Here is a 24921-nt window from a genome sequence, read left to right as displayed (position 1 = left end):
TAGAAATATGTATTGTTAAATTATTCTATAGAATATTATATCCTTGTTTTTTTGCGTACTCATATAAAGATTTTATAGTTTCATAACGTGCTTTTTCTAAACTAGATTTTCCATTTCTTAAATCTTGAACAGTTTGGTAGGATAGTCCTGCTTGTTTAGAAACTGAGTAACCAGACTCTTCTTTGAATAACTTTAAAATAGTTTGATCAATTTCATTAAACATATAAAACGTCTTCCGAAGTTAAATGATAGTTATCTATAATTTTAGTTATTTTATTTTGTTAAGACTAATAAAATGGATATTATCCTTAATATAATGAACACGTTACATAGGTATTACCAATTAGGAGAGTGCAATCTTGATAACTAACATTTCATTTGCTCTTTATTTATTCTTTAAATTGTAAATACCTTTACCGTTCTATATAATATTTAGTAAGTGGGGTGCTAAAAGCTCCACCACACTTTAATTAAAGTGCCGATTGCGGTTAAGATGTAAACAATGTTCTTATTATTTCTGTTTGTGTCTTAATTCTTTCGGCTCTTATTTTTATTTCAACCAATATTTTACCTGAGCTATATTCAAAACGTTTTTCGAATTAATACGTAGCATAGAAAACCTCCAGAAACTTATATTTCTGGAGGTTAAAAACGTTTCTACTTTTTGATAATTTTCATATTATAAACTCTTTGTGGTTAGATAGGATTAAAAGAGGTTATATAATAGATTTAATACCCTTTGACTTTGCGTATTCGTATAACTTTTCAGCATTGTTTAATATCATTCGGTCTATTTTCAATGATCCTAAATGATATTTTTGAATTGTAGAAGTGTCAATACCAGTTTGTCTGCTGATTTCAGCAGCGCTTATAGACTTATCTTCTAACAATTTAATTATATTATTTCTCATATTTATGGAATGAGCAGAATAATTTAAAGTTACCAATTAATAATTAATGTGATTGTTGAAATAATTATATTAATAATCATTAAAGTAATTAAGATACGTTGTGTTTTTTTCTGTCATTTTTATCACTCCTATACTAGAATAGTAGGGAGAGGGGCATAGCCCCAATCCTTAGAAGAACGATTTGATGAAATTAATCAGAGCTAATACTGTATGGATTATTGCTAGTCGGATTAATAACTCTTCATTTCGTTCTTTTTGTTTCTCTTTTCTTCTGCTCATTCCTTCATATCCTTATATTACGCATGATTATAATCACGAAGTCAACGATATATGTTATATAATATAAAGAAAAGAAGGTTATTTTATTTATATTCTTTGAATTCGTCCTCAATAATTTTTAACGGTTCAAATGGAATCAAATAAACTTTAAACTTTACCTCTGCCCATATACTTTTTTATATTTTTGAATCCCCCAACACTAATACCAGTATCCTTACTAATCCTATAGTTTGAAATGTTCTCACTTGCAACTAACTCTAGGATAGTTTTTTTAATTTCATCAATCGTTTTGACACCCCTTATTTAAACAATGCGATTAAGATATTAATAACACTTAAAATTATAATAACTGTCAGTAAAGCATTTATTTTTTAGTATTTGTCATAATAATGTACCTCTTTTATAATGAAGGTAGAGAGCCTTTCGGCTCTAAACCTTTTTTATAAGAGCAATGAGAGTTTGGATTAAAGCTAATATTGTTTGGAAGATTACTAGCTTTAAAGTTAAATTGTCTCGTTGCTCTTTTCGCTTTTCCGAGCGTTTCAAAGTTACATATAAACTGTACTTTCCATATTCATCACATCACGTCACATATGAGATATAATTCTCAATTGTTTTCCTATGAAAAAACAAAACAATGATATATCATTAAAGTAGTAGATAAGGAGGGGTACAATGTCTAAGCTTAATGATTTTGCGAATTATATGATCGAGTCACATAGAAACATTACTTCTTCTCAATTAAATAGTGAACTAAAACTGCAGAAGTTATTGTATTTTGCACAACGAGAAAGTTTAGCATATACAGGAGATGTACTTTTCGATAATGAATTTGAAGGTTGGGAGCATGGACCTGTTCTAAAAGATATTAGATATTATTTTGATGAGAACTATTCTATTAGTAATCAAGAGTCCACTCTAACTGAAACTGAAAAATTTATCATTGATAGTGTTGTCCACAAGTATGCTAAATACGATGCTTGGTACCTAAGAAATTTAAGTCATGAAGAATACTCTTGGATTAAATCTAGAGAAGGGCTTAAGCCTCATGAATCAGGGAATAAAGTTTTAGCAGTATCTGATATAAAAAAAGATGCAGAGAAAGTTAAGGTTTTTGATTCCTTGTACGGAGTATATATTGATGAACATGAAGATGCAAAAGGGTATAGTTTTGGACTATAGAAAAAGTACGAAAGACTATATCAATTGTATTACACTGTCACGTTACCCTTATTTTGATGTAAAAAGTCAAAAGAAAAGTTTTAAAGTTAGACCCGTTTTAATTATTGGTTTCGAGAAAGACTCCTTTCCATGCGACATAAATGTATTACCAGTTTCATCTATTCAATCATCAAAACATAGACACAATGAATATGATAAACAAATTCCAGTTGATATATTAAACCAGTTAGGGACTGTATTGAATAAAACATCTTATATTAGAGTTCATAAGCAAAGTGTAGTATCTTCAAACGATATAGTTAACAATATAGGTCCAATCAATTTAAAAGATATATCTCAGAAATTCTATGATGAAATAATAGAAGCGCATAAGAAATTTTATGATGAACTTTTTGAATAAGAAAAAAACAGGGATTAATATCCCTGATTTTTTATGTAGTTGTACAATTCTTCAACAAATTTTAAGATAATACTGTCTAGTTTACAACCAATTCATTACTGATGTGTATTAAAAATAATGTGCTATAATATATCTAGGAATAGCTACAGTATCCGTACGCGGACTGTTTGCGGAAGACGTCTATATTGATTGTAGACGTCTTTTTATTTGCATAAAAATAAGCACCCACATTCTTATGTGAGTGCTAAATACAATCTATTTTGTACCTATATTTTTTGCCCCAATTTTGCCCCAATTTTGCCCCAATTTCAAATATAAATACGGGTAAATAAGGGTATTATGTTAATTTTTAATATAAAATAAAAACCCCACAAACATTGGTTTAACAACGTTTGTAGGGTGATTGTAGAAATTAAGTCGTTTATCTTGAGTAGTACTCAACGATTAATTGTTCGTTGATTTCAGCTGATAATTCGCTACGCTCTGGTTGACGTACGAATGTACCTTCTAGTTTATCAGCGTCAAAGTTTAGATATTCAGGAACAAAGTTGTTGAATTCGATAGCTTCTTCGATGATGTTTAATTTTTGTGATTTTTCACGTACAGCAACTGTTTCACCTGGTGAAAGTTGGTAAGACGGGATGTCTAATACTTTACCGTTAACAGTGATGTGTCCGTGGTTTACTAATTGACGTGCTTGACGTTGTGTTTTAGCTAAACCTAAACGTAATACTACGTTGTCTAAACGTGAAGCAAGTAAGATCATGAAGTTTTCACCGTGAATTCCAGGCATTTTACCTGCACGATCGAATAATGTACGGAATTGACGTTCGTTAATTCCATGCATGTAACGAAGCTTTTGCTTCTCTTTTAATTGTAAACCGTATTCTGAGAGTTTAACTCTTTGGTTTGGTCCATGTTGACCTGGAGCGTATGGACGCTTTTCTAATTCTTTACCTGTGCCTGATAATGAAATACCTAGGCGACGTGACTTCTTCCAAGTCGATCCTGTATAACGAGCCATTATTGACTCCTCCTTAATGATATATTTATATGCAAATAACATCATAAGGGGTAGTTACTTCTATGGATATGTGATTCAAAGTGTCTTCGCCTCATAGCATTGGTTACACAACACATCGCAACCGCTAATCACATAAGGTCATAGAATAAATACCTGCTACTTATATTGTTCATTTACACAATTTATTATATTACTTGAAGCTCTACGTTTTGTCAACAGTTTATCGATTATAAATACTTTTTAATTATCTCTACGACTTCGATTAAACCAACGCGGTCTTCTTCATCGAATCGTTCATAAATCGGTGCATCGATATCTAACACTCCGATTCCTTTATCGTCTTTATAGATCGGTAATACGATTTCTGATTTACTACGAGCGTCACACGCGATATGGCCTGGGAATTCTTCGACGTTATCAACGATAAATACGTCGTTACCTCTATAAGCAGTTCCACAAACACCTTTACCAACTTCAATAGTCGTACATGCAGGTTTTCCTTGGAACGGACCAAGGACGAGTTTTTCTAATTGTTCATCGTATAAATAAAACCCGACCCAGTTAATATCTTTTAGAAAGTGGTTAAGTAGTGCAGAAGCATTTGCCAAATTAGCAGTTATGTTTAAGTTTTCCTCAAGTAATGCATCGAGTGCTCCGTGTAGTTCTGAATAGTTTTTAAGCTGAATATCATCAAACATTGTATGTCCTCCTAAAGTAACTGTTACATTTTTAAAAATTATACTGTTTATTGTTTTTTCTTTCAAAGAATTAGTCTATAATTGATAATAAGTTGAGGAGGGTAATTGTATGTGGGTTTACATTTTAATTGGACTGATTATCCTTGTTATTATAGTAATCGGATTACTGTTGTTTTTAAGAAAATCAAAACTTGAAGAAGTACAGAAAGAAGAAGCACGATTACAAGATGTAATTCAATTACCATTTCATTTAGATTTAGAAAAATTAAAAACATACAATCTACATGGAGAGGCAAAAGAATTATACGAACACTTGGATGAGAGATGGAAAGATGCGTTATCCAACAATAAGACGCATGCAGAAAGCAATTTTAAAGCTGCAAATGAAAATTTAAAGAAATTTAAATTTAGTGATAGTAAAAAGAACGAAGATAATGCCGTTCAACATATCGGTAATATCGAGACTACATATGATGCGTTAACAGTTGAAATTAACGACTTTATGAAACAAAATGATGAGAGCAAAGAGTTATATGAAGAGTCGGTTACGCTTCAAAGAGAAGCAAACCGTGACGTTTTAGCAGATGGCCATAAATTCGGTGACTCGAGAAAACCATTAGAATCGTTAATCAACTCATATGAACCAGAACTAGAGAAGTACAACACACTCATCGATGAGGGGAATTACAATAACGCACACGATCATATCGTAGAAATTCACGAAGAACTTACGAATTTAAAAGAGAGTATGGAGAAAATCCCTGCGCTTATTAAAGAAGTTCAAAAAGACTTACCAACACAATTTCAAGAAGTCCGTTATGGTTGTAGAGAGTTAAGATTAGACGGATATGATTTAGAGCATATCAAAGTCGATACGACGCTATCACGCTTACGTACAGAATTAAATTTAATCGAGCCTAAAATTGCAAAACTAGAATTAGAAGAAGCAGAAGAAGATTTAGAACGTATTCACAGCGAACTCGATGATATGTATGACTTAATTGAACACGAAGTCGAAGCGAAAATTAAGTTCGATGATTTACGTGACAAAGTGAGTGATATGCTGTTTAAAGCGAAAGACACAAACATGTCATTACGTACTGAAATTAACTTTATTAAAGATGCATATTATATTAACGATAGAGAAATTCAAACAATTCATAAATATGAATACGAAATCGAAGATCTCGTTACGATGTATGCAGATATTGAGTCTGAAGTTAATAAAAATACGACGCGCTATAGTCAGATTATCGATAACTTAGAACACATCGATCATACGATTGAAGATATTAATGACAAGCAAGAAGATGTACTAGATTACTTACAGTCGTTAAAATACGATGAAGAGGAAGCAATCGATAATACGAACTTAATCGATGACAAAAAAGAAGAAGTCATGCATAGATTAACGACGTCAAACCTCGTGAGAATTCCAGAGCAGTTTATCGTTATGAAGCATGAACTCGATAACGAAGTGAAAGAAATCGATAGATATCTTGAACGTCGTCCGTTAAATGTACGTTATATTAAAGAAAAAGTCGATAAAGCAGTCATTTTATTAAACAACTTCGAGCAAGAAGCGTATGAAGTCATTCACGACTCTGAACTGTCTGAGTTAATTATTCAATACGCAAACCGTTATCGTAAAGATAACAGTACATTAGATGGTGAAATTGAAGAAGCGACGCGTTTATTCAATGAAAATAGATATAAACGTGCACTTCAAATTGCAGAACATGCATTACGAGAAGTTGATGAAGATGCAGTAAAGCGTATCATCGACTCATATGAAAACAGATAAGAGACTTAGGAGCATTCCTAAGTCTTTTTTATGGTAGGTGAAGGAAACATTGATTTATTTTGACAACGCAGCAACGACACGTCCATTAGACGACGTCTTACAGACGTATGACACGGTAAATCGAAAATATTTTTATAATACAGCAAGTTTAAGTAAAGGTGGACAAGAAGCGAGAAAGCTTCTTGAAGCTTCTAGAACACAGATCAAGCAACTATTTAAATTAAATGATTACGACTTACTATTTACTTCTGGAGCCACAGAAAGTAATAACATCGTGATTCAAAGCGTCATTAAAAAGAAAAAACAATTCGGTCGAACGGTGCTCGTTTCAGAACTTGAACATCCGAGTGTTATCGAAGTACTGAGACATATTGATGGGATCGAATTAGTATTTATTGATACGACACCGGAGGGAATCATTGATATCAAAGATTTACAAGAAAAGATGTCGGATGATGTAATCTTTGTATCGGTTATTGCAGTTAACAATATTATCGGGAGTATTCAACCGATCGAGAAAATTGTTGACGTCATCAAGCAATATAACAGAGCATTTTTACATGTCGATGCAACCCAAGCTGTCGGTAAGGTAAATATCGATTATCACGGGGTGGATGCTGTGTCGTTTTCAGCGCATAAGTTTTATGGCGTTAAAGGTGTAGGTGGATTATTTGTTAAAAATATTGCGCAGTTAAATCCAGTGATGTACGGTGGCGGACATGAATATAACGTGAGAAGTGGTACGGTAAACTTACCTGGTATCGCGTCTACTGCGAAAGCACTACGTTTATCTTTTGAAACGATGGAAGATACGTATAATAAGTTGAATTCGTTTAACGATAAAATACGTGAGGCGCTTCGACAAAATGAAGGGGTATATATCCAGCCTAAACATGTACCACATTATATTAACCTGTCGATTACAGGTGCTAAAGGTGAAGTTATTGTGAACGCACTGAGTAAACGTGATATTTATGTATCTACAACGAGTGCATGTGCGTCACAACGTAACGCACCGAACGAAACACTCATCGCGATGGGAAATCCGTTACGTGTGATTGAAGGAAGTATCCGTCTTACGATGGGACAGTATACGACTGAAAGTGAAATAGATACGTTTATAAAAGTATTTGATGAAATATATAAAGAATTAGGAGATGTCATCGTTGAAATATGATTTACTACTTGTTCGTTACGGCGAACTTACGTTAAAAAAGAAAAATAGAAAGATGTTTATCGGTAAATTAGTGTCGCAAATCGAACGTGCTTTAGAAGGACTTGACATCGTTATTCGTGCGAATAGAGATAGAATGTACATCGATCTAGAAAATGAAGATGCATATGAAGTCATCAATCGATTAAAACATGTGAACGGTATATTAAGCATGTCGCCAATTATTCGTCTTGAAAAAACGGATGAAGCGATGAAAGAAAATGCATTACTATTAGAGTCAACATTTAAAGAGGGCGATACATTTAAAGTTGAAGTAAAACGTATCGACAAAGCGTACCATTTAAAGACACATGAAATTCAGCAGTTAATCGGTGGTCACGTCGTAAAAGAAACAAATCGATCAGTGAATATAAAACATCCAGATCATACGATTATGATAGAAATTCGTTATGACGGAATTTATATGTACAGTGAAGTGTATGACGGGGTCGGTGGATTACCACTTGGAACAGGTGGTAAAACTGTTTTAATGCTTTCTGGTGGAATCGATAGCCCAGTCGCTGGATTTGAGATTATGCGTAGAGGTGTTGAAATTGAAGCAATTCACTTTTTCTCTCCACCGTATACGAGTGAGCAGTCGTTAGAAAAGGTAAAAACACTTGTAGATATTATGGCAGATAAAACCGGTGTCGATATTAAAATGCATATCGTACCATTTACAAATATTCAAACGACTATTTACGATAAAATACCTGATGGATATTCGATGACGACAACGAGACGTATTATGTTAATCATCGCAGAACGTCTCGCACGTAAAATCGGTGCGGAAGCGGTCGTAAATGGAGAGAATATTGGACAAGTTGCATCGCAAACATTAACGAGTATGAATACGATTAATGCAGTGACAAATTTCCCAGTACTACGACCATTACTCACATATGAAAAGAATGAAATTATACAAAAAGCTGTGAATTACGGTACGTATGAAACTTCAATATTACCGTTTGAAGATTGTTGTACAATCTTTAAACCAAAACAACCGAAGACATCACCAAATTTAGATACGGTCATAAAATATGAATCTAATGTCGACTTTGAACCACTCATCGAAGATGCGTTAAATCAAATCACAACATACACATCAAAAAACGAACAAGAATCTACAGAATTTGAGGATTTACTGTAATCCACTGTGTTATACTAACTCATACAGATATTAAAGGAGATGAACTTATGAAACGAACGATTGCATTAGTCGCAGCAATTGCCTTACTGATTTCAGGCGTTGTAATGAGCGTATTTAATGTATTCCAAAAAGATCAATTTGAAGACTTATTTAGTAGTCTTGCAGATGATTCACCTGTTAGCGTTATTGAAGAAGGTGACCCGTCAAATAGAATCGCGGTCATTAGTGTAGACGGCGTCATTCAAGATACACCGCAAGGTAGCGGATTATTTTCTGGAGTAGCGGGTTATAATCATCGTTTAACAGTTGATGCTTTAAAAGAAATTATTGAAGATGATTCAGTGAAAGCAATTTTACTCGACGTAAATTCACCAGGTGGTGGAGTATTTGAAAGTGCTGAAGTGTACAAGTACTTAAAAATCGCAAAAGATAAAGGGAAAATTATCTACAGCTCAATGGGTAACATGGCAGCAAGTGGTGGATATTATGTCTCAGCACCTGCAAATAAAATTTACGCAAGTAACGAAACTATTACGGGTTCTATCGGCGTAATTATGCAAAGTATCGATTACAGTGAGCTTGCTGAAAAATACGGCGTAAAGTTTAACACATATACATCAGGCGATATGAAAGACATGTTATCAGGAGCAAAAACTCCATCTAAAGAAGAAAAAGAATACGTTCAGCACATGGTAGATACGATGTTTGATGAGTTCGTAAAAGTTGTTGCTGAAGGGCGTAACATGAGTGAAGAAGAAGTACGTAAATTAGCAGATGGACGTGTATATCTTGGAAGTGATGCCATTAAAAACGGACTTGTAGATGAGATTGGATACTTTGATGACACGCTCGCTGATTTAAAAGAAGAGATTGGTTCAGACAATCCACAGGTTTATACGTATGGTTATGGTTCAGGTCGTTTTTCAATGTTCAATTTTAACGGACCGAGCATCGTGAAACAATTATTTAACGATTCAGATGCGTTAATCGTTGAAAACTTAATCAATAAACGCCAAGGTCCAAAACCGATGTACTTATATGATGAGTAAGGAGTGAGATTATGAAAAGAGAAACAGTGTTCTTGCAAAAAGAAATGGGTTACCCTGTTGCAGATACGTTAATACGTCTCCTCGCATATATCGTTGATCTCATCGTCTTATGGTCGGTACGCCAAATCGCAATTATTCCGATTTTAACGATGCTAGGCGTCATGAATCAAAATGTTATTTTTGATGCAATTCCAATACGCAGCATTGTCGTAGCGGTCGTATTTTTCCTTTACTTCGTTTTAATGACATATTTCTTTGGCCAAACGTTAGGAAAAATGATTTTCGGTATTCGTGTTGTTTCAAGTAAAGGGTACGAGTTAACATTTGCTCAAGTATTATATCGAGAACTTATCGGTCGATATATTACGCAAGCATTATTAAACTTACCGTACTTAATGATTTTATTTAACGAAAATCGAATGGGACTTCATGATTTTATCGGAGACACATTAGTTGTAAACAGAAAAGAGGTTGAATATACTGTGGATGTAGAGACTAATAGAAAAGAAGGGCTGGTTTAATTTATGACGACAATTACTTTTGGTGGAAATGAAGTTAAATTAGACGGAAAAGCTGTTGAAGTTGGTCAACATATCGATAGTTTTAATGTCGTGAATAGCGAATTAAAAGATGTAGAACCGTTAAAAGAATATGCAGGTACAAAAAAGCTGATTAGTGTTGTACCATCTCTTGATACAGGAGTTTGCCAAGTTCAAACGAAAACATTTTATAATAAAGCAGCAGATGTTGAAAACACACAGTTAATTACAATTTCAAACGACTTACCATTCGCTCAAAAACGTTTTTGTGCAGATGAAGGTATCGAAAATGCAGTAACTTTTTCAGATCATAAAGATCTATCATTTGCGAAACAATTCGGTACGCTAATGCCACATTTACGTTTACAAGCGAGAAGTGTATTCGTATTAGACGAAGACGATAATGTTGTCTACGTAGAATACGTACCTGAAGGAACAAACGAACCAGATTATGACAAAGCAATTGACGCTTTAAAAAATATTTAATCAATTGTTATAATAGGGCTATTCGAAAGAATAGTCCTTATTTTTTTAGAGGTGAACTTTTTAATGGAACTCAGTAATTTAGAAAAAATATACGAAGCATTAGTAAATAAAACAGATGATATTCATGAACATACTGGCTTATCGCGAATAGAATCATTGTCTCAAGCATTATTAGAAGTAGACGTAACAGGTACAAAAATAGAGAAGCGAAAAGCATTTCAGTTTGCTTATTTAAAGCAGTTAAAAGAAGAGCAAGTACAACCGAACCATCAACTGACTCCAGACGTCATCGGGTACACAATCGGGTATATCGGTAACGTACTAAATGAAAATAGTAGCGGTTCGGTGTTAGATGTCGGGAGTGGATCTGGCCATTTATCGATGACGTTAAGTGAGTTAAATTCAGAATTACAGTTAAACGGTGTCGAAATCGATCCGACGCTCGCTGAATTAAATGCAAATCTATGTGAGTTTTTAGAGACACATATGAAGATATATCCACAAAATATTATCGAACAAAACTTTATCGAGCCAGTTGATTTAGTCGTTGGAGATTTACCCGTCGGTTTTTATCCGGTAGAGGTTGAAGGGTATACGACAGCGTTTAAAGAAGGTAAAAGCTTTGCGCATCTTTTAATGATTGAAGCGGGGATGAATAAAGCAAAAGAAGACGGAATCGGTATTTTTACAGTACCTTCTAACATCTTAACCGAAAATCAAGAAACGTTTAAAACGTATATAAAAGAAGATGTGACGTTACTCATGTTCTTAAACTTACCGAAGACTATTTTTAAAGACGAAAAAAGTCAAAAGTCGTTAATCGTTCTGAAAAAAGGGCACGTGGCATTAAATAATAAAGATGTTTTAATCGGAGATATCCCTGATTTTAAAGACAAAGACAGTATGAAACAATTTTTATCAACAGTTGAAGCGTGGCAAAAATAATCAGATGTTTGTTTAAATGACTAAACGGATAGAATAGTAATACAAACCTTAAGGAGGGTTTATGAAATGAAATACGACAAAATATATATTGACGGCGAGTGGGTCAAACCATCAACGTCTGACGTGATTGAAGTTGAGAATCCAGCGACAGAAGAAATTTTTACAACGGTTGCTAAAGCAAATAGTGAAGACGTCGATAAAGCAGTCGAAGCAGCAGCACGTGCATTTAAAAGCTTCAATGAAACGTCTTATGAAGAGCGTCAAAAATACGTTGAAGAAATTTTAAACGGTATTAAAGAGAGACAAGAAGATTTTGAGAAAGTCATTCGACAAGAATTAGGAAGTTCATATAACTACACGAAATCAGCTCAGGTGGAACAAGTAATCAAAGAGATGACACTCGCACTTGAAAACGCGGATAAAGTAAAATTTACTGAACATCATGATGGATTTGATTTAGTGCGTGAAGGTGTAGGTGTTGTAGCAGCAGTAACACCATGGAACTTCCCACTGAATCAGATTCAAAGAAAACTTACATGTCTTTTACTCGCTGGTGCCACAGTCGTACTAAAACCGAGTACGAAAACTCCAGTTTCAGCATTTTTACTTGCTGAAGTGATAGATAAAACAAGCCTTCCAAAAGGTGTATTTAATATCGTCCCTGGGTCTGGTAGTGAAGTTGGAGATGCGTTAACTGGACATGAAAAAGTTGATATGATTTCATTTACTGGATCTACTAAAGTAGGTCGAGGCATTTATGAACAAGCAAAAAGTAATATTAAAAACATACACTTAGAACTCGGAGGAAAATCACCGAACATTTTACTTCCTAAAGGTGATGCTAAAAGAGCAGTAAAACAATCGATGGACGCGATTATTAACAACGCAGGACAAGCGTGTTCAGCACTTACGCGTTTAATCATCCCAGAATCTCGACTCGAAGAAGTTGAAGGATATGTTAAACAATATGTCGAAGAAAACGTACGTGTTGGAAATCCTGAAGATGAAAACAATACGATTGGACCAGTCGTCTCTAAAGAAGCTCAAGACCGCGTGTATGACTATATCGACAGCGGTAAACAAGAAGCGACGTTACTAATCGGTGGCGGTAGAGTAGAAAGTGAAGACAAAGGATATTACGTCGAACCGACGGTATTTACGAAAGTCGATAACAAGACTAAAATCGCCCAAGAAGAAATATTTGGACCAGTTTTATCGATTATCACTTATAACGATGTCGATGAAGCGATAGAAATCGCAAATGATACGACGTACGGGTTATATGGTGCAGTATTTGGTGAAAATGACGAAGAAGCATATGACGTTGCCAAAAAATTACGCACAGGTAGTATCATTATAAACGGTGCAGCAAGAAATCCAGCCGCACCATTCGGTGGTTATAAACAGTCTGGTATCGGTAAAGAAATCGGTTGGATTGGTATCGAAGAATATACAGAAACAAAAGTGTTATTTAAGGAGTAATATAAAAATAAGCCTCTACTTTTTAAAAGGTAGAGGCTATTTTCATGGGAATTAATTTACTTCATTTTGAACGAGCTCATCTGTTGCGACTGTCGGTTCAAAATCTTCAGGTAAAGTTTCAGTTCTTACAACTAATACATCACATGGTGCATGACGTACAATAGCTTCAGAGACCGATCCAATAATGAATCGTTCAACTGCGTTTAAACCTGTAGAACCAACGACAACTAAGTCTGCATTTGTGTCTTTAACAATTTTTTTAGGAATCACTGATTTCGGTGAACCGTATTCTACGAGTGTAACGACATCTAATACACCGTCAGCCAGTGCTTTTTCTTTATAGCCTTGTAAAAGCTTATCTGCAAAGTTTTTAGCACGTGCTGAAATCGTACGATCATACGCTTCAACTGATGCGTAACTTCTCGTATCAATAACATTTGCGACGATTAAACGTGCGTCCGTTTTCTTAGCTAAGTTAACAGCTTTTTCAAATGCCCACTCTGCTTCGTGTGATCCATCGACTGCGATTAAAATGTTTTTGTAATCTAACATGTCATTTCCTCCTTAACTTTCAGTACACTATACCCTTTAGCGACTAAAAATAATCAAATAGTAATTAAAATTTGCTAACTTGTACTGTTAATTTTATTTTACCAAATTTTGTATGATAACGATAACATTTTTATGAATGAGTATGTTAATATAAAATAAAGAAAGAGTTTTCATAACAAAAGAAAAGGGGTTATACTTCATGATTATTGGTGTACCTAAGGAAATTAAAAACAACGAAAACCGTGTTGGGCTTACGCCGGATGCAGCATATGCATTTGTCCAAGCAGGACACGAAGTGCGTATTGAATCTGATGCTGGTGTTGGTTCTTTCTTCACTAATGAAGAGTATGTAGAAAAAGGAGCAACAATTGTTTCATCAGCAAAAGAAGCATGGGACGTTGATATGGTCGTTAAAGTTAAAGAACCACTTAAAGAAGAGTTCGATTTCTTTAAAGAAGACCAAATTATCTTTACGTACTTCCACTTAGCACCAGAGGTCGACTTAACGAAGGCGTTAATTGATAAAAAGGTTACAGCGATTGCTTATGAAACAATCGTCGACAGATTTGGTGGATTACCACTATTACAACCGATGAGTGAAGTTGCTGGACGTATGGCAACTCAAGTGGCGGTAGAAAATTTATCAGCAATTAAAGGTGGACGTGGTATTTTACTTGCAGGTGTACCTGGAGTAGACCGTGGTAAAGTTACGATTATCGGTGGAGGTAACGCAGGTACAAACGCAGCGAAAATTGCGGTTGGACTCGGTGCGAGAGTTACAATTTTAGATTTAAACCCACATCGTTTAAGAGAGTTAGATGAGTTATTTGGTGATTCAGTGCAGACGTTAATGTCTACACCGATGAACATTAAAAAAGAAGTTGAGTCGAGTGACGTCGTCATTGGTTCAGTGTTAATTCCAGGTGCAAAAGCTCCTGTATTAGTGACTGAAGAAATGATTAAAAACATGGGTGACGGTTCAGTCGTTGTTGACATCGCAATCGACCAAGGCGGTAACTTTGAAACATCTGACCGCATTACAACTCACGACGACCCAACGTACGTGAAACACGGTGTAATTCACTACACAGTTGCGAACATGCCAGGTGCAGTACCTAGAACGTCAACAATCGCATTAACAAACGCTACGTTACAATACGGTCTTCAAATCGCAAACTTAGGTGCTGAAGAAGCGGCAAAACGTAACGCAGGACTTAAAGAAGGCTTCAACGTGTATAAAGGTCACGTGACTTATAAAGCTGTTGCAGAAGCACAAGATTTAGAATACGTTGAAATTGATTCATTAATCTAATATACAGACTGTTTGAAAAGGGATGAGTGATAGTAGCTCATCTCTTTTTTCTACGGATTCAACGACTGGGATAATTTCAATACGCTTTCTCGCAAATGACTTTAGTTTTGCGAGCGGCTTTAATTCGTTATAGTTTTTAAAATCTATATTTCTCACATCATACATGACTGCAGTTGCGTTATGCTGAATGGCTACCTCTAAATTTTTAGACTGTAAAAAGTATGGGATATTGGAAAACGACGGGCCGATAATTAGGTGTTTATCCTTAACCATCGTTGACAGTTCTCTTAAAAAGTTACTGTCTAATTCATTCTTGACGATACATTGATCCGTCACGTAACCATCGATGCTATCCGTTTCTTTTATCGTTTCATAATGAATGTTTTGAATAATAAAAGGATCTAATTCATTTAAATAGTTGAGTGAAATTAGAACAGTCGAATTTTGATGCATCATTTTATACATCTTTGCAACGAGTGGATTAGATTCTAATTGGTGATTTGTAAAAAATACGAAGTCCTCAGATTCAGTCAATGAATTAACTTTAAAAATAGTAGTCATAACAACACCTCTAACATAATATAGCACATCTATATGGTTAATCTTTTAAAATTTCGGTTATAAATACAGTATATAAAGGAGGAAATATAATGACAAAAGTAACGTATCACGGACATTCAGTCGTTCAGTTTGAACACGATGGTGTAAAAGGGATTTTCGATCCTTTCATCACTGGAAATGAATTAACAGATTTAAAAGTTGAAGACGTAAAGGTAGATTATATTTTACTCACTCATGCACATAATGACCACGTTGGAGACACGGTTGAAATTGCTAAAAACAACGATGCAACAGTTATTGCGCCAGTTGAATTAGCGGGATATTTAGAAACTCAAGGATTAAACACGGTAGGTATGAACATCGGAGGAGAGAAGTCTTTTGATAGTATCAAAGTAAAATTCGTGCAAGCATTCCATTCATCAAGCTTTACAGACGATGACGGAAACGTTCATTACGGCGGAATGCCTACAGGAATCATTTTAACTCTTGGCGATAAAAAGATATATCATGTAGGGGATACAGCAATCTTTAGTGATTTAAAACTCATCAATACATTAAATGGTGAGATTGATGTTGCATTCGTACCAATCGGTGACCACTTTACAATGGGAATTAACGACGCGATTCACGCAACAGACGAATTAATTCAGCCACGTGTTGTAGTGCCTGTACATTACAATACATTCCCACCAATTGAACAAGATCCGGAAAAATTTAAACAAGCGCTCAAAACAGAGTGCCAGATTTTAAAGCCAGGTGAAGCGGTGACGTTTAAATAATCTGGAGGTTAAGGTCGGGTGGACTTTGTGTTTTTTCATCTTAATTAACAAAAATTAGTCATGTAGGTGAAAATTTGTTAAATATATTAGGATAATTAACAAAAATCGGCTGTGGCGGGCGAAATTTGTTAGATAAAAAATTATATTTAACAAAAATGGGGCGTTGAGTCTGAAATTTGTTAAATATATCCGGATATCTAACAAAATCAGGAAATTTTTGTTAATTAAATTTCGGCGAAAGAGCGTTTATATTAATTTAGAGATTAATTACACAATCGAAACCGGGCTTTTCATCCTTATTTACAAAAATGCATCATTTAGCTGAAATTCTGTTAAATATATTAGGATAATTAACAAAAATCGGCTGTGGCGGGCAAAATTTGTTAGATAAAAAATTATATTTAACAAAAATGAGACGTGGAGTTTGAAATATGTTAAATAAATCAGGATATCTAACAAAATCGCGAAATTTTTGTTAATTAAATTTCGGCGAGAGGGCGTTTATATTAATTTAGAGATTAATTACACAATCGAAACCGGGCTTTTCATCCTTATTAACAAAAATATGCCGTGCAGATGAAATTTTGTTAAATATATTAGGATAATTAACAAAAATTCGCTACGGCCTGCCAAATATGTTAGATAAAAAATTATATTTAACAAAAATGGGGCGTTGAGTCTGAAATTTGTTAAATATATCCGGATATCTAACAAAATCAGGAAATTTTTGTTAAATATATTTGGCGAAAGTAGTATTTTCATTCTTAAGAAGAATAAATATATAAAAAGACCAGATTTTTAACACGAAACACCACAGCAATAGTTTTTTTAAAAACAAGATAAAACACCCCATCACCGAGGCGAAGTGTTAGATCACGTCGCGGGTTGGGGTGTTTTTATTTTAGTTCTAATTAGTTAAATAAAATCTTACCGATATCAAGTGGGTGGATATTTTCGTCGCCTTTATAAACGCGCATGTTTCCACCAGAGATTTCGTCGATTAATAAGATGTCGCCTGTTTCTTTATCTCTACCGAATTCGAGTTTAATGTCGTAGAGTTCTAAGCCTTTTTTGAGTAGCTCGTATTTAATGATGTCACAAATTTGGATCGTGAGTGATTCGATTTCGTCGTACTCTTCGTTTGTGAGGAGTCCTAATATATCGAGCGTTTCTTTTGATGCGACTGGATCTTGTCGTTCATCGTCTTTTAACGTAAATTCTACGACAGGTGATTTTAATACTGTGCCGTTTTCAATGTATTTACCATAGCGTCTGTAGTAACTACCAACCGCAACGTATCGGCAGATGACTTCTAATCCATCTCCGAAGTTTTCGATTTCATTTACGCGCATTTCTTTTTTATCTAAGTCGCTTGAAATGTAGTGTGTTGGGATATTTTTATCTTTTAAAATGTTAAAGAAGTGAGATGTCATTTCTAATCCAGCACGACCTGAACCTTCTACAGTCAGACCAACTTGGTTTTCACCTGGATCAAACACTCCGTCTTTACCTGTCATATCATCTTTAAAATAGAGGACGATATCTCCGTTCGTATCTTTAAATACATCTTTCGTTTTACCAGTATAAATACGTTCCATAACAAACTCCTTACAAATCAGTGATATATTAATCATATAAAAAAATTACGCTATTGTCATTTTAAAATTTAAAAAAACCACCTAACTTTTTTATTAGATGGTTTCTACATAATCTTATTGTTTATTGAGTTTGTCGTATGCTTCATCTTCAATCGGTAAGTTTGATTTAAAGTATTTACGTGCTTTGTTAAAGTGTGTCACGTTAATAATTCCTAAAGCGATAAAAATACCACCGATTATATATGTCACAACCGTATTAAACTGAACGATTGAGTTTGTACCGAAGATGATTAAAAACACGCCAAACCATAATCTAGCCATCGCGTTATAGTAAGCTTTTCTCACGTCACGTTTCGTACGAATTTGACGTACTTTGTAGATGAAGAACATTAAGAAACTTACGATTAGCGCTGTGACTAATGTAGTAATTAACAATTGAAAACCAGTGCTCATTATTACAACTCCATTCTACTGTAGTATAATTGCTTAAAAGGAATATCACAACTATTACTGAGGTGTTTTTTATATGTTTAACAAATTTTTAAACCAATTATCATCACTAAATCAATATAAAAATGAAGCGTTTCAAAAAATTGAATCCGCAAATTCGATTGTGATTTTACGACATATTCGTCCGGATCCAGATGCTTTAGGATCTCAACTCGCTTTAAAAAAGTTTTTACTCAATAAGTTTCCAGAGAAAAAAGTACGCGCTCTCGGAAGTACTGAAGAGAACTTAGAATTTATGGGTGAACTTGACGATGGCGAAATTACTAACGAAGATCTCGTTATTATTTTAGACACGGCTAACGTCGAAAGAATCGACTACGACGGAGATTATAGAAATGGTCAGTACGTTATTAAAATCGACCACCATCCAAATGTCGAGCCATACGGAGATGTTAATATCGTAGAAACATCTGTGTCTTCAACGTGTGAACTGTTATATATGTTTTTATCGTTATTTGATAGTGACGCTATTAATGAGGACGTTAAGTCACTCGCGTATTTAGGAATTGTCGGAGACACTGGTCGATTTTTATATAATTCACATGAAACGACTTATGACGTCATGAGTGACATTTCTAAAGGGGGTTTAGACACGAATAGTCTATTACTAGAACTGTACAAAAAATCGTTAGAAGACTTTAAATTTACTGGGTTTTTAATCAGCAACTTTAACTTAACAGATAGAGGTGTACTCAGTGTCTTTGTGTCGATTGAAGACCGTGAAAAGTACGGGGTAGATGAGGCGAATGCTGCGTTACAAGTGAATGTGTTTAGAGAAGTTGAAGAAGTTAAAGTTTGGTTTATGGCACTTGAAACAGAAAATGATATCCGTGTACGTCTACGTTCTAAAGATGTGCCGATTAATGACGTTGCGCAACATTTTGGTGGTGGCGGACACAAACACGCAAGTGGCGTTCGTTTCAGAAGAAGAGAAGATTTACAGCTGTTAATTGAAAAGTTAGAAGAAAAATTATAAGAGGCGGAGTGAATACGAATGATCAATTTAAATGTGCATAGTAGCTATGAATTTTTAAATAGTAATATTCAAATTGATCGCCTTATAAATATTTTAAAAGAAGACGACCAGTGTTCTGTTGCGATTACGGACTTCAATAGTATGCACGGTGCATATGAGTTTTTACAAAAAGCACAGACAAATGATATAAAACCTATCGTTGGACTAGAGATTAGTATAGAAGATGATTTTAAGACGAGCGATATTGTGTTGTATGCAAAAAGTTTAAAAGGTTTTTATTTTCTATCTAAACTATCTTCTAGAATTAGTTATAAAAAAACTGAAGTCATTCCATTATCATTTCTAAGCGATATTACAGACTGTATTGCGGTTCTTAAAAATGATGAAGGACTTAACATCTTTGAATATATAAACATCCCTGACGAGGATAAATATACTGCCCATACTGTTAATAGTGCGTATAAAAAAGCCTACATTCGTCCGAGCTATTACTATAAAAAAAGTGATGCTGCAGTCGTTAACGTATTAAATGCCATTAAAGAAAATGAAAAAATAGACTTACAGTATTTAAACGAATCAGACGGTGACGACTTTATTAAACTACAAGCGGATGTCGCTAAATATAGTGATTACTTAGAAACGAACAAAGAAATCGTCGATAAATGTGACGTCTATATGCCAAAAGTCGAATATACACTACCGAAGTTTACGGAAGGTTCAAGTGAAGAGTTATTAAAAGATGAATTAAAAGATGCGATAAAACGTAAAATTGGTCATATGACAGACGCCTACCGTGACCGATTAAATAAAGAATATAAAACAATCGTCAACATGGGATTCGCAGATTATTTTTTAATCGTTTCAGATCTCGTCAGATATTGTAAAAATAATGAAATTTATGTCGGTCCAGGTCGTGGATCATCTGGGGCGAGTTTAGTCGCGTATTTACTCGATATTACTGACATTGATCCGATTGAGTACGATTTACTATTTGAACGATTTTTAAACGAAGAGCGTGTCACGATGCCAGATATCGATATCGACTTTGCATCTGTCGATCGTCCGAAAGTAATCGAGTATTTACAGCAAAAATACGGCGAAATGCACGTTGCGAACATTTTAACTTATAACAATATGACAGCTAAAAGTGTTGCGCGTGAAGTGGGGCGTATATTTAGCTTTAATGACAGTGAACTAAAAGAAATATCAAACATTATCGATGAAAATAATGTTGACCTGGAACAAGCGTTTAACTCTGAAAGGTTTAACAACTTAATTGAAACAAATGTTAAATATAAGCTGTTAAAAAAATACGCATTAAAAATAGAAAACTTACCACGAAACACTTCAATTCATGCAAGTGGGGTACTGCTTGGTAGAAATCCTTTAAACGAAGAAATACCAATCATGTTTAATGAAACAGGTGTCATAAGTCAGTGGCCGATGGAAGACTGTGAAAAGGTCGGGCTTTTAAAAATCGACGTCTTAAGTTTACAGACGCTATCGTTAATTCGCTATATGAGTACCCGTATCAAAACACGTAATCACGATTTTGACGTAAATAAAATACCTTTAGACGATAAAAAAACATTTCGACTATTATCTGCTGGAATGACGGCTGGTATATTCCAATTAGAATCTGATGGAATTACGAAAGTAATCGAGCGATACAAACCAAATAGTTTACTCGATCTTGCGCTCGTTCTTGCGATGTACAGACCAGGTCCGATGGAACAAATCGACCATATCATCGACATTAAACATTCTTCAAAAAAGGTCGTTTATCCGCATGATGATTTAAAAGAAATTTTAAAAGATACGTACGGAGTCATGATATTTCAGGAGCAAATTATGCAGACGACTCGAAAAATTGCAGGGTTTAGTTTGCAAGAAGCGGATATTACACGACGCGCGATGGCGAAAAAGAACCGCGACGAGTTAATGCGTGAAAAAAGTAAGTTCATTGAAGGCGCTGAGAGGAATCACTATAGCCGTGAAGTGAGTGAACACTTATTTGATTTAATTTTAAAATTCGCAGATTACGGTTTTCCAAAAAGTCACGCGCTCGTCTATGCGTTAATTACGTACAGAATGGCGTATATAAAAGCACATTTCCCGGAAGAGTTTTATGCGGTCATGCTGCTTGACCATAAGACGAAAGAAGAAAAACTTGCAAATACGTTACGTGAGTTAAAACGATTAAAGGTTCAAATAAAACGACCAAGTATTCATGAGTCGTTTTATAACAATACGAGCAAAGACGGATTACGTCTCGGATTTTCGATGATTAAATATATAACGAAAGATATCTCAAATGCAATTGTTGAAGCAAGAAAAGAGAAACAGTTTGAAGACGTGTACGATTTTGTATCACGCATGAATCAGTTAGGTATAAGATTAAACGAAAGACAACTTCGCGCTTTAATTCTTTCAGGTGCGTTCGATGACTTTAATCGCTCGAGAAAGTCGTTATTACAACAATCTAAAAAAGCATTAGATTCCATTAAGGATGGCGTAGACCAAATTAATTTACTCGACATGGTGCTCGGTTTAACAATAATTCGCCCTGAGGATGAAGACGTCGAAGAAATGGCCCAACAAGAACTCATCGATGGAGAAATCGAAATGCTTGGATTTAATATTTCAGAGCATCCAATCATTACAAAACATAATGATGTTCAATATATTCCGTTTTCATTACTCGATCATAAGTCTAATAAACAACGAGGTATTTTTCTCGTTTCTATACTTAGTGTGAGACAAATAAGAACGAAGAAAAATGACGACATGGCTTACGTATCAATCACAGACGGGCATACTGAAATGGATGCGGTACTTTTCCCGAAAGACTATATGATCAACTTATCAAAACTTCAACAAGATATACTCGTAATCGACGGTCGGATGGATGAGTACAGAGGTAAAAAACAATTAATCATCTCTAGGGTTTATATAGTGGATGATTTTATAAGAAATTATATTAAAGATACGAAGTATGTCTATGTAAGAAATTACGAAGATACGCAGTTTAAAAAGCTGTTATCATCGGAAGGAATTCCAGTTTTTGATATGGAACAAACGAAACTTGGACACATGCAACATAACAATTTAAATCGACTTATTAATCTGTTAGGAAAAGAAAATGTACGTTTTATGAAATGAAAATTGCTTGAAAATTTAAATCATGTTATTATCAGTGGTACGACCACTGAAATGGCAGGTATAAAATGAACCAGAAAACTAGATTTGAATATATTTTAACTGAACTAGAAAAAATCATTCGTGAGACGAATATTCAACCTGGAGACCGACTTCCAAGTGAACGATATTTAAAAGAAGAGCTAAACGTTTCGCGTCAAAGTGTACGTGAAGCTTTAAGAGCGTTAGAAATGTTAGGTGTCGTTCACGTGAAAATTGGAGAAGGTACATATCTCGCTGATTTTAAAGAACATCGATTATTTGATATCATCGGACGATTTTTAATTAAAACGGATGCACAACGTGATGAGTTAATGGAAATCAACGAATTATTCGAACGATATATCGATGAAAAATATGACGGCAAAAAAACGGTTGAAGAATCGGATAATTTAATATTATCTACAATTTATACAATCATTAAAAAATATACAGATTAACAAAATGTCGAGGGGAAATTATGTTAAAAGACTTATTTTATAAACTTAACAAAAAAGTAAACGAACCGACCAAAAAAGGAACATATAAAGATTCAGAACCAGTAATGACAAAATGCCCACAATGTAAAAGCTTACTCTATACAAAAGAGTTAGTGAGTAATGTCCACGTGTGTCCAAAATGTGAGTATCATTTCCCAATCACTAGTGACGAGCGTCTCGACGCATTATTCGATAAAAATAGTAAAAAGTTATTATTCACAAATATTACATCGAAAAACCCATTAAACTTCCCGAACTACGTGTCAAAATTAGAAAACGATAAACGTCGAACGGGACTCAATGAAGCGCTTCGTGTTGCACATGGTGAAATTGACGGACACGAAGTCGTGATCGCTGTGATGGATACACGCGTCCGCATGGGTAGTATGGGAAGTGCGGTTGGTGAAATGCTCGCACAAGCATTTAACTATGCAACGGACCATCGTTTACCCGTCATCGTGTTCACAGCAAGTGGTGGAGCGAGAATGCAAGAAGGTATTTTATCGTTAATGCAGATGGCAAAAGTATCTGTAGCGATAGAGCGCCATTCTAGTCACGGACTATTATATGTCGCATATATGACGCATCCAACAACAGGTGGAGTCAGTGCGTCTTTTGCATCTGTCGGTGATATTAACTTAGCGGAAAGCGGTGCGTTAATTGGATTTGCTGGGCGCCGAGTAATTGAAGAGACGATCAAAGAGAAATTGCCGAAAGATTTCCAAACGGCAGAGTTTTTAATCGAACACGGTCAACTCGACAAAGTGGTAGACCGAACGGAAATGAGATCTGTATTAGCTCAAATATTAAGGTTGCATAGTTAGGGGTGAGTGTATGTCTGAAACGAGAAGAGATACTGTACAAGATTTAAAAGACAGAATCGAAGAGTTAAAAGGTTATGAAGAAAAAAACAATATCGATTTATCAAAAGAAATCGATGCACTAAACGATAAAATTAAGATGATGACACGCACACTAACACCTTGGCAGCAAGTAGAGCTTGCTAGAAAGTTAGAGCGTCCAACGACGTTAGAATACATCGAAGCAATTTGCGATGAATTTATCGAGTTTGCTGGAGACCGTGCGTATGGAGATGACCGTGCAATTATCGGTGGTGTCGCAAGCATTAACGGCACACCAGTGACTGTTATCGGTCACCAACGCGGGATGTCGACAAGAGAAAACATTAAACGCAACTTCGGTATGCCACATCCTGAAGGTTACCGTAAAGCACTCAGGTTAATGGAGCAAGCAGAAAAGTTTAAACGTCCAATCGTTACATTTATCGATACGAAAGGTGCGTATCCAGGTAAAGAAGCAGAAGAACGCGGACAAAGTGAAGCGATTGCTAAAAACCTCGTAAAGATGGCTGGATTTAACGTCCCGATCATTTCTATTGTTATCGGTGAAGGTGGATCTGGAGGAGCGGTAGGAATTGGCGTATGTGATCATCTTTATATGCTAGAAAACAGTACGTATTCAGTCATTTCTCCTGAAGGTGCTGCGAGTATTTTATTTAAAGATGCATCGTTAAAAGAAGTAGCAGCAAAATCATTAAAGTTAACAGCTGCAGACCTTTACGAGTTAGGCGTTGCTGATTTTGTAATTGAAGAACCTGAAGGTGGCGCACACGTCGACAAACCGTTCGTATATAAACAAACAAAAGAAGCGATTATAAATGGTCTTGAACAATTAAGTGAAATCGACGATTCATCACGTCTTGATGTACGATTTGAAAAGTATATGGCGATCGGTGATTTTAAAGTTGAAGATAATTAATACAAATTTAACTCT

At 35.0% G+C, this 24921-nt stretch carries 24 protein-coding genes; 17 read left to right on the top strand and 7 right to left on the bottom strand.

Translation table 11 applies throughout. The annotated features are described in order from the left end of the window. Positions 1–25 precede the first annotated feature (25 nt). Positions 26–223 carry a hypothetical protein gene (locus tag CJ229_RS02760; protein ID WP_102167452.1) on the bottom strand — a complete coding sequence of 66 codons (198 nt, stop codon included), beginning with the start codon at positions 221–223 and terminating at the stop codon, positions 26–28. A gap of 1642 nt (positions 224–1865) precedes the next feature. Between CJ229_RS02760 and CJ229_RS02755 the strand changes: the two genes are divergently transcribed. Together CJ229_RS02755 and CJ229_RS02750 are read left to right on the top strand one after the other, a co-directional pair. Next, positions 1866–2372, top strand: coding sequence for a Panacea domain-containing protein (locus tag CJ229_RS02755; RefSeq protein ID WP_102167454.1), 507 nt, complete (start codon positions 1866–1868; stop codon positions 2370–2372). Further along, positions 2332–2772, top strand: coding sequence for a hypothetical protein (locus CJ229_RS02750; RefSeq protein WP_102167455.1), 441 nt, complete (start codon positions 2332–2334; stop codon positions 2770–2772). Before CJ229_RS02755 ends, CJ229_RS02750 begins: the two co-directional genes overlap by 41 nt. Positions 2773–3193: 421 nt before the next feature. Here CJ229_RS02750 and rpsD read toward each other — a convergent pair whose 3' ends face one another. Further along, entirely contained in the window at positions 3194–3796 is a 603-nt protein-coding gene (gene rpsD, locus CJ229_RS02745; protein WP_068129271.1) for a 30S ribosomal protein S4, read from the bottom strand. A gap of 227 nt (positions 3797–4023) precedes the next feature. Further along, entirely contained in the window at positions 4024–4494 is a 471-nt protein-coding gene (locus CJ229_RS02740; RefSeq protein ID WP_102167456.1) for a GAF domain-containing protein, read from the bottom strand. A gap of 109 nt (positions 4495–4603) precedes the next feature. On the opposite strand from CJ229_RS02740, the gene CJ229_RS02735 reads away from it, so the two are divergent. The 8 genes from CJ229_RS02735 (at position 4604) to CJ229_RS02700 (ending at position 13162) form a co-directional block, all read left to right on the top strand. Further along, on the top strand, positions 4604–6298 hold the full coding sequence (locus CJ229_RS02735) for a septation ring formation regulator EzrA (protein ID WP_068129274.1): 1695 nt from the start codon (positions 4604–4606) through the stop codon (positions 6296–6298). A gap of 49 nt (positions 6299–6347) precedes the next feature. Continuing rightward, a complete protein-coding gene (locus CJ229_RS02730; RefSeq protein WP_102167457.1) occupies positions 6348–7475 on the top strand; it encodes a cysteine desulfurase family protein in 1128 nt (375 codons plus the stop codon). Beyond that, the gene (thiI, locus tag CJ229_RS02725) at positions 7465–8661 is read left to right on the top strand and encodes a tRNA uracil 4-sulfurtransferase ThiI (RefSeq protein WP_102167458.1); all 1197 of its coding nucleotides are present in this window, start codon (positions 7465–7467) and stop codon (positions 8659–8661) included. The genes CJ229_RS02730 and thiI overlap by 11 nt, the downstream gene beginning before the upstream one ends. Positions 8662–8708: 47 nt before the next feature. After that, on the top strand, positions 8709–9710 hold the full coding sequence (sppA, locus tag CJ229_RS02720) for a signal peptide peptidase SppA (protein ID WP_102167459.1): 1002 nt from the start codon (positions 8709–8711) through the stop codon (positions 9708–9710). 11 nt (positions 9711–9721) lie between these two features. Continuing rightward, on the top strand, positions 9722–10231 hold the full coding sequence (locus tag CJ229_RS02715) for an RDD family protein (protein WP_102167460.1): 510 nt from the start codon (positions 9722–9724) through the stop codon (positions 10229–10231). 3 nt (positions 10232–10234) lie between these two features. After that, positions 10235–10735: a thiol peroxidase gene (tpx, locus tag CJ229_RS02710; RefSeq protein WP_068129284.1), complete on the top strand. Its 501-nt coding sequence runs from the start codon at positions 10235–10237 to the stop codon at positions 10733–10735. A 63-nt stretch (positions 10736–10798) separates the two neighbouring features. After that, a complete protein-coding gene (locus CJ229_RS02705) occupies positions 10799–11680 on the top strand; it encodes a class I SAM-dependent methyltransferase (protein WP_070622796.1) in 882 nt (293 codons plus the stop codon). 66 nt (positions 11681–11746) lie between these two features. Then, the gene (locus tag CJ229_RS02700) at positions 11747–13162 is read left to right on the top strand and encodes an aldehyde dehydrogenase family protein (protein WP_102167461.1); all 1416 of its coding nucleotides are present in this window, start codon (positions 11747–11749) and stop codon (positions 13160–13162) included. 51 nt (positions 13163–13213) lie between these two features. On the opposite strand, the gene CJ229_RS02695 is transcribed toward CJ229_RS02700, so the two are convergent. Continuing rightward, positions 13214–13714, bottom strand: coding sequence for a universal stress protein (locus CJ229_RS02695; protein WP_068129290.1), 501 nt, complete (start codon positions 13712–13714; stop codon positions 13214–13216). Between the two features lie 199 nt (positions 13715–13913). On the opposite strand from CJ229_RS02695, the gene ald reads away from it, so the two are divergent. Then, the gene (gene ald, locus CJ229_RS02690; RefSeq protein ID WP_040928732.1) at positions 13914–15026 is read left to right on the top strand and encodes an alanine dehydrogenase; all 1113 of its coding nucleotides are present in this window, start codon (positions 13914–13916) and stop codon (positions 15024–15026) included. Here ald and CJ229_RS02685 read toward each other — a convergent pair. Beyond that, positions 15018–15587, bottom strand: a complete 570-nt coding sequence (locus CJ229_RS02685) for a hypothetical protein (RefSeq protein WP_102167462.1) — start codon at positions 15585–15587, stop codon at positions 15018–15020. The two genes, ald and CJ229_RS02685, sit on opposite strands and share 9 nt — an antisense overlap. Positions 15588–15676: 89 nt before the next feature. Between CJ229_RS02685 and CJ229_RS02680 the strand changes: the two genes are divergently transcribed. Further along, on the top strand, positions 15677–16366 hold the full coding sequence (locus CJ229_RS02680; RefSeq protein WP_102167463.1) for a metal-dependent hydrolase: 690 nt from the start codon (positions 15677–15679) through the stop codon (positions 16364–16366). A gap of 911 nt (positions 16367–17277) precedes the next feature. Here the strand turns inward: CJ229_RS02680 and CJ229_RS02675 are convergent. Both CJ229_RS02675 and CJ229_RS02670 read right to left on the bottom strand, forming a co-directional pair. Continuing rightward, positions 17278–17964: a phosphoribosylaminoimidazolesuccinocarboxamide synthase gene (locus tag CJ229_RS02675; protein WP_102167464.1), complete on the bottom strand. Its 687-nt coding sequence runs from the start codon at positions 17962–17964 to the stop codon at positions 17278–17280. A gap of 114 nt (positions 17965–18078) precedes the next feature. Further along, complete coding sequence (locus tag CJ229_RS02670; RefSeq protein ID WP_068129297.1) at positions 18079–18417, bottom strand: YtpI family protein; 339 nt, start codon at positions 18415–18417, stop codon at positions 18079–18081. A 73-nt stretch (positions 18418–18490) separates the two neighbouring features. Here CJ229_RS02670 and CJ229_RS02665 point away from each other — a divergent pair, with 73 nt between their 5' ends. From CJ229_RS02665 to CJ229_RS02645, 5 genes are all read left to right on the top strand, one after another. Beyond that, entirely contained in the window at positions 18491–19450 is a 960-nt protein-coding gene (locus CJ229_RS02665) for a DHH family phosphoesterase (RefSeq protein ID WP_102167465.1), read from the top strand. Positions 19451–19468: 18 nt separating this feature from the next. Further along, positions 19469–22612: a DNA polymerase III subunit alpha gene (locus tag CJ229_RS02660; protein ID WP_102167466.1), complete on the top strand. Its 3144-nt coding sequence runs from the start codon at positions 19469–19471 to the stop codon at positions 22610–22612. A gap of 65 nt (positions 22613–22677) precedes the next feature. Further along, complete coding sequence (locus CJ229_RS02655) at positions 22678–23088, top strand: FadR/GntR family transcriptional regulator (protein WP_068129303.1); 411 nt, start codon at positions 22678–22680, stop codon at positions 23086–23088. Between the two features lie 20 nt (positions 23089–23108). Next, entirely contained in the window at positions 23109–23951 is an 843-nt protein-coding gene (accD, locus tag CJ229_RS02650) for an acetyl-CoA carboxylase, carboxyltransferase subunit beta (protein WP_040928723.1), read from the top strand. 10 nt (positions 23952–23961) lie between these two features. Then, positions 23962–24906 (top strand): acetyl-CoA carboxylase carboxyltransferase subunit alpha, encoded by a 945-nt coding sequence (locus tag CJ229_RS02645; RefSeq protein WP_102167467.1) that lies wholly within the window; start codon positions 23962–23964, stop codon positions 24904–24906. Positions 24907–24921 lie beyond the last annotated feature (15 nt).

This window comes from Nosocomiicoccus massiliensis (assembly GCF_002871345.2).
Taxonomy (GTDB): Bacteria; Bacillota; Bacilli; order Staphylococcales; family Salinicoccaceae; genus Nosocomiicoccus; species Nosocomiicoccus ampullae_A.
Note: the sequence above shows the minus strand (reverse complement) of the source record. Positions and strands in the feature narration are given on the sequence as shown.